This window comes from Companilactobacillus miaonis (assembly GCF_036913615.1).
Classification (GTDB): Bacteria; Bacillota; Bacilli; order Lactobacillales; family Lactobacillaceae; genus Companilactobacillus.
In genome coordinates this window covers 44,188-61,968 of the sequence record NZ_JAYKTX010000003.1, presented here as the reverse complement: position 1 = coordinate 61,968, position 17,781 = coordinate 44,188, and the positions used below count along the sequence as shown (strand labels likewise).

Here is a 17,781-nt window from a genome sequence, read left to right as displayed (position 1 = left end):
GATTATTCTCCAGTATATTTTTGATTAATTGTATTTTTCGTTAATTCGATTATATGTTTTAAAAAACCTGGTTCATTAATATGTTCACGAATTACATCTGAACTATAAAGTTTACTGTCAAAATCTTTGATCTTATCTAAATCAATTGCCTTCTCCTGGGCTTGATCCCAATATTTTTGGTCAATAGCTGATAATTGGGAATTCTTATTAAATTTTAAATTGATTTTATATAACAAACCAGGTGTCTTAAGTTGCAGAATCTGCAACAATAATTCATTTCTTTCAATCGTCTTTAAAACATCCTGTTGCAATTCTTGAGCATCATTGATTGTTAAGGTCAACAATTGTGGTTTTGCCAAAAGGTCAGTTATTTTAGCAATCAATGAATCAATAGAATCCTTACTATCAACCGTTAACGAGACTTTCGTCCATGTATAAAGACTACTCTGAACAAATTTTAAATCAGTTTTGTCATCTGTAACTGAAACCAAATAAAAGCCCTTAGGGGTTGTTTCGTTTTGATTACGACCTTGGATATCACCAGGATAGACGATCGTCGGATTAGTATGTAGGACCTCTCGCTTGTGAATATGGCCCAATGCCCAATAGTCATAGCCTTTAGTCAACAAATCACTGACCGTAAAGGGAGCATAATTGTTATCAGCGACACCCGCATGCAAGATGCCAATTTGATAATCAAATTCTCCACGATCTGGATATTCTCGAACAATATTTTGATTGATATGTTGCTGAGTATAACTAAAACCAGTAACACCAACTTTTTTTCCATCACTAACTATGATTGACTTCGTTTCTGGAGTAGCACCGAATACATAGACGTTATCAGGAAATTTAATGACTGAAAAATTATTACGATAGTAATCGTGATTTCCATAAACCATAAAGACCTTGATGCCAACTTGGTTCAGTTGTTCAAATTGAGTCTTCAAAAACATTTGTGCCTTCAAAGAACTATCCGTATCATCAAAAATATCCCCTGCTAAGATGACGAAATCGACTTTTTCATCAATGGCGGTTTGAAAGATTTTCTTGGCAGCTTCATAAGTGGACTCTTTTAATTTAGCTTGTAAATCTTTAGAAAAATTACTGATACCAACAAATGGTGTGTCCAAATGCAGGTCAGCCGCATGCAAAAATTTCATTCTAAAACTCCTCCGTAAAAGAAAAGGACTTGAGCAAAATACCTAAGCCCTAAGTCCTTATTATTTATCTTGATAAATTTCAGCGATTGGCTTTGAAATGATTTTATTCAATTCATCCATCATGGAATTCATTTTTTGTTCTTTTTCCATCAAGTTTTGAATTTCGCTGTAGTTTGAAAGTTGATCTGTCAACTCACGCATTGCCTTGATATCATCATCTGTGATTTCTTGACCTTGCATTTGTTTTTGTTGTAATTCAAATTGTTTGTTTTGAACTTTATCGAAAAGCTTGTAGGCTAGGTCGTTAGCTTTAACTGCTTCAAAAGCTAATTTCAAGTCAGAAACTTCTGTCGTCTTTCTCAAATCTTGTTCGAGTTGGTTGGCACTATCGTAAATGTTCATACAGTCCTCCTATTGACCAAAAAAATTCTTAATATCATTATACCATTCTGAAGCCTTATCTTTAATACTTTCTACTCCATCTTCAATAGTTTCTGTTATGTTACTACTGTCAGACTTATCTTGATTAGCACTTGCCAAGCTTGAAGCATCTTTAACTCCAAAACTTGTACCCTTGGTTTGTGGTAAAATATTTTGCATTTCATTCTTAAAGAGTGAAGCAACGCCATTTTCACTGTAACTGTGGAGGAAATGATTCTGATCAGTCGAATCAAAACCAATCCAACTAGCAACCACAACATCTGGCGTATAACCAATCATCCATTGATCTTTAGTACCAGCATAGCCCCAAGTATCGGGTACCTCTGTACTACCGGTCTTACCAGCGATTGAATATCCCGAAGGCTTTGCAGTTTTACCAGTACCTTCGTTATAAACGCCTAACATCATACTTGTCATTTCTTTAGCAGTATTTTTACTAATGATCTGCTTATTAGAAGTATTGGTATTATTAACAATCACCGTTCCAGTTGAATCAACGATTTTAGTTATAAAGTGAGTCGATGCTAATTTACCTTCATTGGCAAAAGCTGTATAAGCACGTGCCATTTGTAATGGTGAAACACCAGTCTCCAATCCACCCAGTGCCAAAGCTAAGTTACGGTCATTTTTGTGGACATCGATACCAAAATTTTCCACCGAAGAGACACCTTTTTTGACGCCAATCTTGTCTAGAAGTGCCACGGCTGGAACATTTTCACTCTGAACTAATGCTTTATACATCGGAATCGTCTTCGAGTAAATTCCATCGGCATTAGTTGGAGTATATTTATTTTTCCCAAAGCTAGTAACTTCATTCGGTAACTCAGAATCATAACTATAACCATTCTCAATTGCAGGTGTATAGACTGCTAGTGGTTTGATTGTTGATCCCGGTTGACGTTTCATTTGCGTTGCTCGATTGTATCCCCTGAAGGTATGCTCACCGCGTCCACCAATAACAGCTAAAATACCACCAGTTTTTGGATCAACTGCGATTGAAGCACCTTGAACTTTCGTTCCATCAGCAGCATTAGCCGGGAATAAATAGCTATTATCAAATGAGTTTTGCATCTTCGTTTGAATATTCTGATCCAGTGTCGTATAAATCTTATAGCCTTTATTCAAAATATCATCTTCTTTAAGGCCATATTTGTTAACTGCTTCAGAAATTACAGCATCAAAGAAGTAAGGATATTTATAAGAACTATTACCAGAATAATTATCATTCAAATAGATTGGTGTATTCTTGTAATATGAAGCTTGAGAACTAGTCAATTTATTATTTTCGACCATTAAATCTAACACTAAATTACGACGAGCTTTTGAATTAGTCATACTATCGATTGGATTGTAGTTATTAGGAGCTTTTAAAATAGCAGCTAATACTGCGCCCTCGGCTGGATTAAGTTCTGAAGCATTTTTACCAAAATACTTCTCAGATGCATCTTGAACACCCCAAACACCATTACCAAAATAAGCATTGTTTAAATACATCGTTAGAATTTCTTTTTTAGAATAAACTCGATTGATTTCAATCGACAAGAACAACTCCTCTCCTTTTCGAGAAAGAGTCTGCTTTTGGGTCAAGAGTGAATTCTTAGCTAGTTGCTGTGTCAAAGTACTCCCACCACCAGTGATGCCGTGGTGAATCAAGTATCCAAGAGCTGCTCTAGCGTAACCTTTAATACTAAATCCTGGATTAGTCCAAAATGTTCGATCCTCAGTCGAAATAACCGCATTTTGAATATTTTTTGAAATCTTATCGTAACTAACATAAGTACCTTTGTTAGCATAAAGTTCACCTGCATCGTCACCATCTTTATCCAAGACTGTTGTTTTCGTCTGGAGTGATGACTGCAAGTTTTGAACATTAGCAGTTTTGGCTTTATAGGTCCAGAAACTACTTAAAACTAAAATCATTGTTAAAATTAGAAGAATGAGCCAGCGTGTAATCTGGAATCTCTTCCAATATTTTTTAATGAAAGTCCAAGCAATTTGTAATTTCGGTTTGAGCCAATCCCAAAACCTGTTGTCATTATTCATCGTTTAAATACCTCTGTATAAGAACAAATTTTATCACATTATCGAAACTTTTTTTAATTTACTCATTAATATTTAAGGAGTCCACAATTAATGTATCAAAAAAATATCGTATACCATTCCCAATCAAAAGACCAATTAACTTTGCGGCAATTATTGCAAAAATGGTTGATACCAAAGAAATGGCAGCATTTTTTAAGAATCCAACACGACGTTTTGGTAAACGGAATTTACCAACCATTCAATACGATCATCCATGAAAACGATCAAATTACCCTTAATTTTAATTTTCCACCCCGAAGCTCACAGTCTTATTTACCAGGGAATGACAAAGTCGATGTAGCTTATGAAAATGACGATATTATCGTAGTCAACAAAGCCGCCGGGAAAAAAACTCATCCCAATAAAGCTGACGAATCGGATTCACTCATGAATGATGTGGAACACTATTTAAAAAACGGTCATCCTTACATGGTCCATCGGATCGATATGGAAACTTCCGGTTTAGTATTAATCTCAAAGACTCCTTATCTAGTACCAATTTTTAATCGTCAATTGAGTTCCAAAACTTTGCATCGCCAATATTTAGCCTTAGTTAAGCTTAACAAACCAATTCCTCCTTCAGGAACAATCGATCTGCCGATTGCCCAAGATCCTAATGACGTTCGTAAACGTAAAGTTTCAGTAGACGGACTTTCAGCCATCACTAAATTTAAAGTCATTCAAAAAAATGAAAACTACGCTCTCTTAAAATTAAATCTCTTGACTGGTCGCACTCATCAACTGCGCGTTCACTTATCATATATGGGTTGGCCAATCGTCAACGACCCACTATATAACGCTGATTTGAAGCGTGATAAGTTATTTTTATTTGCCGACGAACTAATTTTCCAAGAGCCCTTTAGTGAAAAATCTAAAAAAATTAAGGCAAAATTACCTAAAGATATGTATAATTTACTATGTGCTTATTTAAAGCAACCAAAAAGCTCATCTAATCCCGACAATTAGATGAGCTCTCTTTTTGTCCAAAAAAGTTTAGGAGTGAAGTAACTTTTCTGGTTGTTAGTAACTAAAACATGGACATAATCAATTTTACAATCGCCCCGACAGCAATTAATAAAATATATCCCACCGACAATTTAGTTACTGCTTTGATTACTAAAGGATATGTTTGTTTCTTAACTTGTTTTTTCAAGTAAGGTCGCAAATCATCCCAAATATTTGGATAAAGTAGTACGAGCATGAGTGTAATGTAAGGTACTACTTTTAAAATAGCCATAATGGGAATTAGCAGGAAGGCTAAGGCCCAACTAGCTTTAAATAAATCTAGTGCATTGGCTTTCCCAATTGTTTCGACCAATGTGTGACGACCATTTTTGATATCTGCTTCTAGATCACAAGTTCCATTTGCAAGTTCTGCACAAAAGGCAGCAAATGTATTTGGTAGACTGACCAAAATCACTGAAATTGCGGTACTAGAATCAAACTTACCAATCCCGACCATGCCTAAATAGACATAAGTCAAAGGAATCAGTTGGGTTATGGCAATAGCCACCACTGCTTCTCCAAACATTGTAGAGTTAAGTGGCTTGGGTCCTGCTGAGTATAATAGACCAATGCCGACTCCAATGACACCTAATGCCAAAGTGAACCAACCGGTCTTATATACTAAGAAGGCTCCAATTATTAATGGAAAAATGGCCAAACCGTACATCCATTTTTTGACTACTGCCAATGATTCACGATTAATCCCAATCGTACTGATTTTTTCACGGTACTCTTCACTCTTCGAATTTCGATAATCCATCAGATTGTTATGGAAGTTGATGAATAAATGAATGAAGAAAACTGCGATAAAACCTAAAATTCCGTACAAGAAATTGAAAGTTTCGTAATTTAGATAAGTAAAACCAATTGCTAATATCAACCACGCTACATCAAGTGTGGTCGTTTTTATCTCTGATAGTTCGCTAAAAAGTTTTCTATCCAAAATTAATTCACCCTACATTTCTTCTGGAGCTTTAACACCTAGAAGTGCTAGAGACATTTGTAATACTGTTGAAACTGATTTAACTAAACCAAGTCTAGCCTTTAAGCCTTCGTCATCATTGAGGATACGGCTGTGTGCGTAATATTGGTTGAAACTCTTAGCAAGCTTCAAAACATATTTAGCAACAACTGATGGTTCATATGAATTAGCCGCACGTTGGATAACATTAGGGAAGTCAGCTAGCATCTTCAAAGTATCCCAAGCTTCACCGTCAGTAATAGCAAAACTGTCAGCATTACTATAATCAACGTCAGCTTTTCTCAAAATACTCAAAGCACGAGCATTTGTGTATTGAACGTAAGGACCAGTTTCACCTTCAAAACGAACAACTTCTTCAAGATTGAAATCGAAGCTATCACGACGATCATTCTTCAAATCATGGAAAACAACCGCACCGACACCAACAGCCTCAGCTACAGCATCTTTATTCTTCAAGTTAGGGTTCTTTTCTTCGATTTGTTTCTTAGCTAATTTAACAGCATCGTTTAGAACATCATCTAGTAGGATAACGTTACCCTTACGAGTTGAAAGTTTCTTACCACCTGTAGTGATAAGTCCAAATGGAATATAAACAATGTCGTCGGCCCAATCGTAACCCATCTTCTTGAGAACGATTTTCAATTTAGTAAAGTGCTCAGCTTGTTCACTACCAACAACATAAAGTGATTTCACAAAGTCAAAAGTATCTTTACGATACTTGGCAGCAGCCAAATCACGCGTGATGTAAAGTGTTGCACCATCAGTCTTCTTAATCAAAGCTGGTGATAAGTCGTATTGAGATAAATCAACGATTTCAGCTCCACGGCTTTCTTCAAGCAAGTTCTTGTCTTCCAAGGTCTTTACGATTGCATCCATCTTATCGTTGTAGAATGATTCACCAGTAAAGTGATCAAATTCAACACCTAAACGGTCATAGATTGTTTGGAATTCTTTTAGTGAAAGTTCCTTAAACCATGTCCAAAGAGCTAATGCTTCTTCATCGCCATCTTCCATCTTCTTGAACCAAGCACGAGCTTCGTCATCAAGTTCTGGTTTTTCTTCAGCTTCCTTGTGGAAACGTACATAATACTTCAATAGATTATTGATTGGATCAGCTTCAACTTCTTCAACTGAACCCCACATTTTGTAACCAACGATCAACTTACCAAATTGAGTTCCCCAGTCACCCAAGTGATTGATTTTCACTGGTTGATAATTCAATTTCTTGATAATATTAGCAATTGAATTACCGATAACTGTCGAACGCAAGTGACCCATTGACATAGGTTTTGCAATATTAGGTGAAGACATATCGATTGGTACGTTACGACCCTTACCTAAATCATCATTACCATAATTTTCTTTTTGATCTAAAACTTCTTTAATAACATTTTCTGAAAAGGCTTTTTTATCCAAGAAGAAGTTGATGTAAGCACCTGTATTAACAACTTTTTCAAAGCCATCTGTGTCGATTTGACCAACTAATTCTTCAGCAATAACTTTAGGATTCTTGTGCAATGATTTTGCCAAGATGAAAGTTGGAAAAGCGTAATCACCTAAATCTGAAGTCTTAGGCTTTTCAATTAATTTTGTAACTTGTTCCTCAGTAATTTCGTCTGGTAAAACTTTAGTTAATGCTTCAACTACTTGTTTCTTAAAGTCCATATTTTCCTCCTATTGGATAAAAAAAACGCCTCTTCCAATACAAATTAGTATTGAAAGAGACGAGATTTCCCGCGGTACCACTCTAATTGATTAATATCCACTCATTATTTAATATATTAAATTAATATTTAATTAAGATGGGATGCGACTTAGCTTCCGAAATAGTCAACTCACACCAAACTTGACCTCGCTGAAAATCGAATCACTAATTAGTCCCTCTTTTGCAAAAATATGATAGCACATAAAAACTGCAATAACAATCTTTATTTGCAATTATCATTACAACAATTTCACAATCTTATAGGAAACAATTATTCTTTTCTTCTAAAACTTTATCACGTAATTTAAAGACATGAGCTAAAAAAACTCCACCTAAAGTTCCAATTAAAGAGCCTGCTCTAGTTTGAAATTTGAACATATTACCCACCCTTAAAACGTTTTTACTGGTTTCATTTTAGACGTGATAATGTTCTTTTGCAATATAAAAAGCAACATCTATTTTTAAGTATAGGCTATCATACCTAAAAATAGATATTGCTTTATGTTAAAACCTTCTAATTATTTACCGTTCTTTTGAACAGCCTTTACTGCTTGTTTGTGTGTTCCGTTATATAGTTTCCATTTCTTACCATCAGGAGATTTGATTGTTGTCTTACCAACCTTAACGAAATTCCATTCAAAGTCTGGTTCTTTTAAAATTCTAAAACCATCGATCTTGAATTTCTTAGGGTTCTTTTTATTAAGAACTAATTTAGCTTTCTTAAAATCAGTGATGGCTTTTTGTGAACCATTTTTACTTACACGAACAAATTGAACTTTCTTCTTATCTTTACCCGTGAAGAAAGTCAAATACTCATCTTTATTATCATCACTAACTCCAACGTAGTCATGGCCCTTAACTTCATCTTTAGTGATCTTTTTGGCAGAGTGTTTTTCAACTTGTTCAGTATTCTTTGTATTGGTTGAGCAACCAGTAGCAACTGTGGCAAATCCACCCATTAATGAAACAGCGGCTAATAAAGTAACCAATGTTTTTTTCATTATTATCTTCTCCTTGACGCAATATATCGATAGAAATCTACCGTCATCTTTGATTCTATGGTAAGCATAATTAAAAATCAATTTATATCGTTACTTTGCAAAGGAATTTTAAATAAAACTTATCTTTTTGGAATAATGTGTTGTATAATCAAATAGTTGTAATAAATGCGAACTTAGTTTAATGGTAAAATACCAGCTTCCCAAGCTAGTGTCGCGAGTTCGATTCTCGTAGTTCGCTTAATTAACAATTCGCTTAAAAGTCGGTCAGTAATGATCGGCTTTTTTTATTTCAACCAAATTTTCATTGAAACCACAAAATCACTCCAAATAAAAAACTCACAGCAACAAACTGTGAGCTATTTATTAACTAATATTTAAAAATAATTTGTCAATTAAACAGTTTTTAATTTATTAACTGCTTCTTCAATTGTTTTACCGTTTGCAAAAAGCTTTGTACTTGTATCTACAACGGTAAACAATTGAGATTTTGTATTTAGACTAACTTGATATTTCATTTGTCTACCTCCCAATTTTTTCTTATTAACTCAACGGATGTAACTAATTATATAATTAATTTGATAAAAAGCAAGCCCTTACATTTTTAAATTTTCTACGAAAAATAATAGGGTTATGGTAGAAATTTTTACTGATTGTGATTATAATTGAATTACCAAATAAGGAGAAGATGCAAAATGAAGAATATGTCCAAAAAAGAATATCCGTCGTGGAACCCTCGTAAACGGGGGCATAACACAGTAGAGTTTAGTATACCTGACAGGTGGTACGAATGGTCGGCCATTCTTGATATTATCTTTTTTGCGATTTTTTTACTTATAATAAATTGATAACGACATTTAAATAGCAAATACCCATCAACTCAAAATGAGCTGATGGGTATTTTTTGTATGCATTAATTTTAATAACTTGAACTCAAATATTGATTTTAAACATCATATTGAGTTTCATGAATACCAGCATTCATCAAATCATAAGGCGTCTTCATTGTAGATGAATCCCACGAAGCGATTCCCACTACCATAGAAATTGCCATGTTTGAAAGTGAGTCGCTGGATTTAACTTTCTTTTCAAAACCATCTTTGATTCGACTAGTGGCGATTCCTGCTCCTTTGGCATCTGTATACAGAAGAATTGCCCAAGTCGGATCATCACTATTTAACAAATAAGTAATATCATTTGTTCGCGTCTTTTCTTTGATTGCATCTGTCGTCAGTTTTAATAGCAATTTCATCTGATTAGGGCTCATCATTCGCTTCAAATCATTGAAATAACGAATTTTAATAATAGCTGTCGTTACAGGTATATCGAATCTTCGATTAGTTTCAGCAAATACCGCTATATCTTCAATATAAGCCACTGTCGTCCGCAAATTAGTTTGCTCATCAAATGCCCCACGCTCGATTAAAGCTGTTCTTAGCTCGCCATTTGACTTCTGAAGCTCAACTTGATTTTTCGTCATCGAATATAAGGCTAATGATAGTAATATTGGTACCACCATCCAAAAACTCAATTGCCAAGGAATTTCTTTCACTTGAACGACAAACTGATAAGTCATAATTATTGCCTGTATGCCGATAAAGATTATATTCGATATCAAACTAGGCAAAACGCCAAAGAAATACGTGATCATTAACAACAAAATTGTGCAAAAAAGATAAATTACATTTAATAGTATATTTCCAGAAAGAGACATTAATACTGCTGTGATGCTAAAGAGCGAAATGAAAACCAAAAGTCCTATGTCTTGCCAAAGAGACTTTTTCTCATCGTTATTGTTTTTCATCCTTCTCGCCCCCATTTAAACGTGCTTGTTTTCTCACTGTCAAAATCACGGCCATACCTATCAACAAAATAACCACAATTGCAAGTCCTAAATAAAGAATTAATTGAGAGTTCTTACTGAATGTTCGCTTGTTCTCTAACGATTTATCAATTGCCTTATTTTTCTTAAAGCGATATCCATAATGCGCATTATTCATATCTACGACAATGGCATCTCCGTTAAACTGTTGAATATTCTTCTGAAAATTAATCTGGGTAGATGCAATATAAGTATCTAACGAATTAACACCGGTTACGACCAGCATCCCCCGTTTGTCATTATATGGCGAACGTATCAACTGTGCCGTTCCAATTTTCTTTCCATAATCCTTTTCGATACTTAATTTTTCATTAGAAACGATTCGATCAAATTGTTTGGAATACTTGAAATACAAGTGGGAATTTAAAGTTTTAATCATTTTATTATTACTTGGAGTTCCTAAAACAATCACATTACTGTTTTTCAAAACATCATTACTTGGTATTTTTTTATAAAATTTGATTGTTCCAGTGTTACTCTTTGCAAAATTACCAATTAGATTAAAGATATTAGTCAATGATTTAAAATCATTTTCATCCAGCTTCTTTGGAGTTACTACCGCTATATCATTATACGTTTCATTAGAGATAAATAACGTTGGATAATTTGTGAATAGTAAATCATTACTCCGCTCGGATTTTATTATCATTTTTGAATTAGAATCCACCGATGCCCAAGGTGTATTACTATTATCCGACGTATCTTGATCTTTCATCTCTAAATCAAATGCAACTCGAACAGTAAAGCTACTACCCAATGACAAACCTCTAGGTAATTTTAAAGTTAAAGTGTCTTTGTCGGCTCTAACTTTAGTTAATTTTTTACTTCCAATCACTGTATTATTTATATAAACCGTAACAAGTGATCGATTGAAATTTAAATTTTTACTGTAATTGAAATGCAAATTTATTTGAGACCCATCAGCATTGGAACGATCATTGGGCAATTGGACTAAGAAACTAGTTTCCCTATGTCCAGCCCCCTGAATTTGGTCAGAAGTCGTAGTTAAATAATGTGTTCCATTGTCATGCAACGAAGAAGTATACGTGTCAGTCGAAGCTTCAACATCCTCAGATGATTTATCAGTTTCTTTCATCAATTCCTCATTGGCAACAAATCGAGCAGCTTTTTTAATTAAAGCCCCAGTTTTTGCAGTAACAATTAAATAATATTTATTGTCTGTATAGTATGTTTTGATAACCGCACGATCATTCAATGAATTAGGATCAATTTGTTTTTTTAAATCACTTGGTAAGTGATCATATTTAGCAATTACTAACATATAATCATTTTTATCAGCATCGATATGCTTTGCTTGAAGAACTGGTATTTGGTCATTTTCAGTAGTGATTATCCTAGATTCACCCGACAGTGCAATCATACTGGCAGTTAATTCATCCGCACTTGGATTATTAGCTGTAATGATTTTTGATCTTTGATAGGCTATTGTATCTTGTCCAGAAAAATGAGCATAAAATGAGCTTAAAGTATTCTCAGCTTCTTTAAGTTGATACTCAAAATTCACATTAGAGCCGTCCCCAATAGTCAACCAATTTGCTGGGGTCTGCTGTAATTGATAATTCTTATTATCCATTTGATCCAATATTTGCCCATTAATGGTTAACTTGTTACTTCCACTGAGTAATTTTAAAGGAACATCAATTTTTTCAGTTTGAAATCCGGTTTTATCACCAGGACGAAAAGAGTAAAATTTCACTCCATTCAAAGAAACAGTTATATCAGACGCTTGGCGATTAGCCAATTGTGAGACCTGATAGTTAAAGTTAAAAGTTAATTTCTTAACATCCCAATAATCCATTTTGGTAAAATACATATTTGCTTCCACGGATTTTCCTGAAAGAGTCGTTGTACTATTTTGAAACTGTTGTGTATAAGTTTGATTATCCGCAGCCTTAATAGTCGTTGGATTTGATAAAAATAAAAACAAAATAAACAATATACTAATATTGATCAAACTACTTATAACGTTTTGTTTTATACCATTTTGCTTGTTTATGAAATACTTGTTCACGAATATACCCCACCATTCCATAAGCGGCTACTGCCAGCCACATTTGACTATAAACTAAATACATAAAAACGATTAACAAAAGATTGCTGAAGGTTAATTCCCCACGTTCAGTTGTTATTGTTACAAATGTACTAATTACAAACATCAACACTGCAAAGAGCCACAAATAATTACTAAAACCTTGTAAATCTGAATGAACTATTCCTGCCACTGACAAAACAAAAACTGAATCAGATAACACGAGTGATGTCATTAGTAAGAAATAGATTGTTAAAAAATAAAGTAAATCAAAACGAATTGGACGACCTTTTTTTTGAAACAATAATTTTGCGTTCTTGATGATTACGTAGATATTTCCCTTTACCCAACGAGTTCGCTGATGGAACCAGACATCCAAGGTTTGCGGTTCTTGTTCCCAAGTAACTGCTCGCGGTTGAAACTTAATTCGATACCCCATTTGGTAAACACGAAAACTTATTTCAGTATCTTCAGCTAAGGCTTTAACATCCCAACCTCCAACTTTTTCTAAAACAGATCTTCTAATAACATAATTAGTCCCCGGAATCGTGCATAGATGAAAAAGTTGTTGTCGACCAGCCTGTGCCATCCACTGAAATGATAATGTTTCGATATTGATAAAGCGAGTCAAAAGTGTCGCATTTTTATTTCTGGTCCGGAATTTACCGATTACTGCTGCAAGCCGATCATTTTCAAGAAGTTCTGCCACTAGAATTCTTAATGCCCCATGCTCAGGAGTATTGTCGGCATCATAAATTGAGATCAAACTACCTTTAGCCTTTTTTAAACCAATGTTTAAAGCATTAGACTTACCTTTACCACCAGTCTTTTTATCAGTATTGATCACTTTCAACCGGTGATGACCAAATTGATCTTGCAATCCGCCCAGTAACTCCGCTGAATTATCACTGGAATTATCATTAATTACAATCACTTCATATTTATCTTGTGGATAATCAAAACTTAATAAGGAAAGAACAGTCTTGACAATAACGATTCCCTCATTGTGAGCGGGTACTAAAATTGACACAAATGGAGGATCCTTTGGAAGTTTTGGATCTGGTTTATGAACATGCCTCAAATACCACGTGTATCCTGCAACTGTCAAAATAAGATTTACAACTAACGTTCCCCAAATAGAAATTACCGCAATCATTAGGAAAAAATCCAATACTGAGATAGTTACATCCCCTCTCTAATCATTTTCGTCTGAAGCGATTCCAATAGATTCTTTGACCTATAAAAATAAAAATTAATAATACAATCATAATTATAACGAAAAACACAGCTAAAATATTACCTTGGATTTTAAAATATCCACTAAATAGTGCTGTAGATTTTCCGTCAGAGAATTGTTTGTTTAAATCCGAACTAGCTGGATGTATATCTTCTATTTTACCATTGACAATATATTGCCCATGCTTATATTGCAAAGCCGTCGTTTCAGTATTTAAACTTGTTCTTAGATCATCATCAACTGGATCAAACCAAGTCAAATTTAAACTTTTAATTTCACTTTGAACATGTTCTAATTGTTTCTGACTGTACGGCATTGAAATTGTTAAAGCTGTCGGAATAGTAAAAAATGTCTCATCATTTTTTTTAACATTATTCAATGATGAAGCTGACATTCCAAAAAAAGTTTCTTGCGAACTCTTGGCGTTGTTATCTTCATCAACATAAGTAACTTTTTCTTCATTTGGCAATAGTAACCAATGATCGGCAAATTTTAAAGAATTCTCTCGTAAAACTTTGTCTTGATTCCAAAATCCCTCGGAACTAATCCCAACTGGAAAAACTTGTTGTCTAGCTAAACTAACAATATAAGTTAAAAAATTTTTATTGATGATCTGACCATCAGAATCAATCCCTGAACTTACAGTTGGCGTCTGCAAGAAAATAATTCCTCCACGATTTTCAACATTTCTCAAGACAGCAGTAAATCTACTAAAGGCTTTCATTTCAGTATTCTCACTCACAGAAGTCATACTGATTGCAAAAGGAATTTCATTTTTATAACAAAATAAGCTCAATTTATCTAATGTAGCCAAATTCGTATAGGGTGTGACATTAGTAATTGTTAGAAGTGGTTGATATTTCCCAGCACGACTAAACAATTGGGCAATCATTTTCGTTTGAACCATTAAGCTTAACCCTTCATTTGAGAAAAATGGTAAATACCCTTGTTTCCCATTGATATATCCAAAGGGATATTTTTTTTGATTAGCCTGTTGACTCGACAACACTCCAATTTGATGCCCAGAATCCTCAGTTTTAGTAATTACCGTGATACTTTGTTTAAAAGGTAATGTTTCTTGATCATGACCTTCAGTTAAAATCAGTTGCTGTTGATAAATTTTTTTAACTTGAACCTTCAATTGGCTTATTTCCGTTTGAGTTAATTCCTCACCAATATGTAATTTGATTCCCGAGAAACTATCTCTATCTTGGATAAAAGCTTGATTGGTCAAACCGACTTGGCGCCAATTAACCATCGTAATTACACCTAGATACTTATTATTTAACATTCCTTTTTTATAATCCGATTGCTGGAGAGTTTTTACTTGTAAATTCATACTAGTTAAACTACGTTGCAAGGCATCAATATTCACTTTGTCATTTTTGACATCGTTTTGTGAATCATAAACTAACAAAACCCGATTGTTACTGGCAGCGTCCACCTTTTGGGGAAAAGTAAAAAGCAACATTATGGAGGCAATTATCAGAAAAACTAATGAAACTTTTCTTTTAAACATCTGCTTTATCCCCCTTCGTATTCCACAAAGTATGATTGATCAAATCCGATACAAAAATTAATAATGACATATTTAAACTAATAGGAATTAAAAATAAATGCTTTGCCAAGTCAGCATCCCCATCACCAATGATAGAAACAATTGGTACAAAAACAACTATCGTCATCAATCCAAAAATCAAGAAAAAGCGTAGTATTCCCATATAACGATTGGATTTGAAATCCAAATATAGACCAACACTGTAAACAGCAATAAAACCAACTGCTAACAAACAGTCAAACGCATACTTACCAGGGAAAAATGCTCCCACTAGAGAACTATACAATGTAAAATATTTGACCTGTTCACCCGGCTTATGATGCGAGCCTCTCACAAAATCACCTACAGCCCTCGGTTGGACAGCGGCAATATCCTTAGCAGCTAAATCTAATAAATTATTGAATTGTTTTAAGTTGGCAAGATAATACCGCATTATCCAACCAAATCCCGTCTTTTTCATCAGATGTTTCTCAACATAAGGACTACTTGGATCTAACGTAGCATAATCCTTGGAATAGTAATTTTCATTTCTCATTAGAGCAAATTGGCCATCAACTCCGCCACGTTCGATTTTCTTAGTCGGATCACCTGTTTCCAGCAAAGTTCCGTGGGAAAAGGTTTGAAAAGTATTAGCACCAACAATCTCTGAACCAATTGATTTATAAATACCAATACCTGAAAATAAGACAATTAAGATTCCTAAAGCTGTGGCCATTCTTCTAGCCTTAAAATGTGGTAAAAACATAATTCCAATTGCAACTACACCAAAACTCAAGGCTAATGGAGCATTCTGTTGTTTATTGGTAATTAATAAAACAGTCGATACAAAAAACAAAGTGATCATCGGCCATCTCTTTGAATAGACATTACGTGCCAATGAGATAATTGCAGCACAAATGTAAACCATTAATACTAACATCCCAGGCTCAGCAAAAAAAGAATTGAAGTATAACGTATAAGCAGAATCAGCAAAAATCAAAACAATCAATAATGCTAAAAAGTAATGTTTCAATTTTCTAAATGGATGAACTAGGGCATTTATCAATAAATAGATGCCACCTAAATAAAACAAATAATAAACTAGTCCCATAAACTGAATCGTAAAAATAGTTTTGCTATAAAATAACTTATTCAAAAACAACGCTATTTGAATAAATAGAGTTTGAGATGACAAAACAGAAACATTATTTTCATTAAAATATTGCATTATACCAAATTTAGTAATCACATAATCACTATATTGGCTATAGCTAGTTGGTAATCGATAGATTCCATTACTTAAAATCGAACGGTAAAAATCACCATTATCAGCCAAACCATGAATTGGTGGCACAAAAAGAATGTAACCACTAATTAGAGCAACCAAAATTGTACCCAATAAGGCTGGAGAAACCCATCTAGAAAAATTAACAAATGATGTTTTCAAAAATTTCTTCATGACTTTTTGTTCCCCCATGACTAATAATTAGCTGCTAATAATGTTGTTAAATTATTAAAGGAATAGGCTTCATTCTGATGTTCAATACCAATACCACCATAAATATCAGAATTCTTATTTAAAACTTGATACTTCCAAACAAGCTTCATAGCTTTTTGATACATTTTTTTATCATGCTCATTTGCAAAAATCATTGCTGCAATAGCATAACTACCAGCCGAATGCGAACGGTCGATAATATTACCATTTACTGAATAAGTATTATACAAAGTGTTATTTTCAACTTGACGACTTAACCAATTGAAAGATGCTTTTTGCAATTTATTAATTTTAGATAAATGTAATAACGTCTCCATTGCTTCAGAAGTATTTAAATCAGCATTGCTGTATGATTTACTCTGCCAATTATAACTAGAAGCATACAACGGAAAAGCATCACCTAAATAGCCATTTTGAACTACAGCAAGCTGTTGACGATACATTTTCTGACCTTGCTTTGTATTTTCAAAATATTTCAAAACTTGAAAATCATAGTATGCCAAAGATCCTTCAGCACTCTGTTTTTTGGCATCCGTATCATAAAAACTTGCTATTTTCCCTTTACTCATCGTATTTTTCTTCAACATAGCAAATCTCGTTGCAGCTTCTTTTTTATATTTCTTATTTCCCGTAGCTTCTCCATACATCTGTAAGGCTTTAATTATTCTTAAGTCATCCAAAGTGGCATTAACAGGAAATTTTTTCTTTTTACTGGGAGTGTACCGATAACTAAATTGCGTTTTTAAATCGAAAGTTTTCTTAGTTTCTTTATAAAATTCTCTAAATTCTTTGTACTGGTGACTATAAACCAAATATTCTAACCACATACCTGAAGATTCGGATAATAACTCATGACCACGAGCAGCATCTTCTTTAAATGATTGCTTTTTGAAATTAGTATAAATACCTTTTTGGATTAGAAGTTTCTTCTCGATAAAAGATCTCAATTTATTTTCTTGATTAGAGTATTGGCCATAATCAGTTGTCTGTGAAAAATCACTTTTTCCACTAGGAATATTTACCTGAACCTCTTCTTTTGCACAACCCGTGACTAATAAAGAAAGCAAAAAAATAAAAACCAATTTAATTTTTCTTTGCAAAAATTTAACCCCCAATACAATCAATTGAAGTTCTCGTGTTAATTATAATATTTTTAGGCGTATTTTTGTGGTTTTGTTATAATCAAAATTAAGGAGGCGGT

14 protein-coding genes and 1 tRNA gene are annotated in these 17,781 nt (G+C 33.8%); 2 read left to right on the top strand and 13 right to left on the bottom strand.

Going from position 1 to position 17,781, the window contains the following annotated elements:
• Positions 1-2: 2 nt before the first annotated feature.
• From U8521_RS03115 to U8521_RS03105, 3 genes are read right to left on the bottom strand one after another with little or no spacing between them, the layout of a single operon-like run.
• Complete coding sequence (locus U8521_RS03115; RefSeq protein WP_334351844.1) at positions 3-1,163, bottom strand: metallophosphoesterase family protein; 1,161 nt, start codon at positions 1,161-1,163, stop codon at positions 3-5.
• 60 nt (positions 1,164-1,223) lie between these two features.
• Entirely contained in the window at positions 1,224-1,565 is a 342-nt protein-coding gene (locus tag U8521_RS03110; protein ID WP_334333037.1) for a YlbF family regulator, read from the bottom strand.
• A 9-nt stretch (positions 1,566-1,574) separates the two neighbouring features.
• Positions 1,575-3,647, bottom strand: a complete 2,073-nt coding sequence (locus tag U8521_RS03105; protein ID WP_334333038.1) for a PBP1A family penicillin-binding protein — start codon at positions 3,645-3,647, stop codon at positions 1,575-1,577.
• Between the two features lie 90 nt (positions 3,648-3,737).
• On the opposite strand from U8521_RS03105, the gene U8521_RS03100 reads away from it, so the two are divergent.
• Positions 3,738-4,652 carry an RluA family pseudouridine synthase gene (locus tag U8521_RS03100; RefSeq protein WP_334351843.1) on the top strand — a complete coding sequence of 305 codons (915 nt, stop codon included), beginning with the start codon at positions 3,738-3,740 and terminating at the stop codon, positions 4,650-4,652.
• Between the two features lie 61 nt (positions 4,653-4,713).
• Here U8521_RS03100 and U8521_RS03095 read toward each other — a convergent pair whose 3' ends face one another.
• The 3 genes from U8521_RS03095 to U8521_RS03085 form a co-directional block, all read right to left on the bottom strand.
• Positions 4,714-5,634, bottom strand: a complete 921-nt coding sequence (locus tag U8521_RS03095; RefSeq protein WP_334351841.1) for a prenyltransferase — start codon at positions 5,632-5,634, stop codon at positions 4,714-4,716.
• A gap of 12 nt (positions 5,635-5,646) precedes the next feature.
• Positions 5,647-7,338: an arginine--tRNA ligase gene (gene argS, locus U8521_RS03090; protein ID WP_334351840.1), complete on the bottom strand. Its 1,692-nt coding sequence runs from the start codon at positions 7,336-7,338 to the stop codon at positions 5,647-5,649.
• A 558-nt stretch (positions 7,339-7,896) separates the two neighbouring features.
• Positions 7,897-8,379, bottom strand: coding sequence for a hypothetical protein (locus tag U8521_RS03085; protein WP_334333042.1), 483 nt, complete (start codon positions 8,377-8,379; stop codon positions 7,897-7,899).
• Between the two features lie 167 nt (positions 8,380-8,546).
• Between U8521_RS03085 and U8521_RS03080 the strand changes: the two genes are divergently transcribed.
• Positions 8,547-8,617, top strand: a tRNA-Gly gene (locus U8521_RS03080).
• Between the two features lie 154 nt (positions 8,618-8,771).
• Here U8521_RS03080 and U8521_RS03075 read toward each other — a convergent pair.
• The 7 genes from U8521_RS03075 to U8521_RS03045 form a co-directional block, all read right to left on the bottom strand.
• Positions 8,772-8,894 carry a hypothetical protein gene (locus U8521_RS03075; RefSeq protein WP_281275445.1) on the bottom strand — a complete coding sequence of 41 codons (123 nt, stop codon included), beginning with the start codon at positions 8,892-8,894 and terminating at the stop codon, positions 8,772-8,774.
• A gap of 428 nt (positions 8,895-9,322) precedes the next feature.
• Complete coding sequence (locus U8521_RS03070; protein WP_334333599.1) at positions 9,323-10,180, bottom strand: GGDEF domain-containing protein; 858 nt, start codon at positions 10,178-10,180, stop codon at positions 9,323-9,325.
• Positions 10,167-12,311, bottom strand: coding sequence for a cellulose biosynthesis cyclic di-GMP-binding regulatory protein BcsB (locus tag U8521_RS03065; protein ID WP_334351839.1), 2,145 nt, complete (start codon positions 12,309-12,311; stop codon positions 10,167-10,169). The genes U8521_RS03070 and U8521_RS03065 overlap by 14 nt, the downstream gene beginning before the upstream one ends.
• Positions 12,235-13,464 (bottom strand): glycosyltransferase family 2 protein, encoded by a 1,230-nt coding sequence (locus U8521_RS03060; RefSeq protein ID WP_334333597.1) that lies wholly within the window; start codon positions 13,462-13,464, stop codon positions 12,235-12,237. Before U8521_RS03060 ends, U8521_RS03065 begins: the two co-directional genes overlap by 77 nt.
• Before the next feature lie 43 nt (positions 13,465-13,507).
• Positions 13,508-15,064: a hypothetical protein gene (locus U8521_RS03055; protein WP_334351838.1), complete on the bottom strand. Its 1,557-nt coding sequence runs from the start codon at positions 15,062-15,064 to the stop codon at positions 13,508-13,510.
• The gene (gene wsfD / locus U8521_RS03050; RefSeq protein WP_334351837.1) at positions 15,057-16,541 is read right to left on the bottom strand and encodes a glycan biosynthesis hexose transferase WsfD; all 1,485 of its coding nucleotides are present in this window, start codon (positions 16,539-16,541) and stop codon (positions 15,057-15,059) included. Before wsfD ends, U8521_RS03055 begins: the two co-directional genes overlap by 8 nt.
• A gap of 20 nt (positions 16,542-16,561) precedes the next feature.
• Entirely contained in the window at positions 16,562-17,680 is a 1,119-nt protein-coding gene (locus U8521_RS03045) for a hypothetical protein (protein WP_334351835.1), read from the bottom strand.
• Positions 17,681-17,781: the final 101 nt, after the last annotated feature.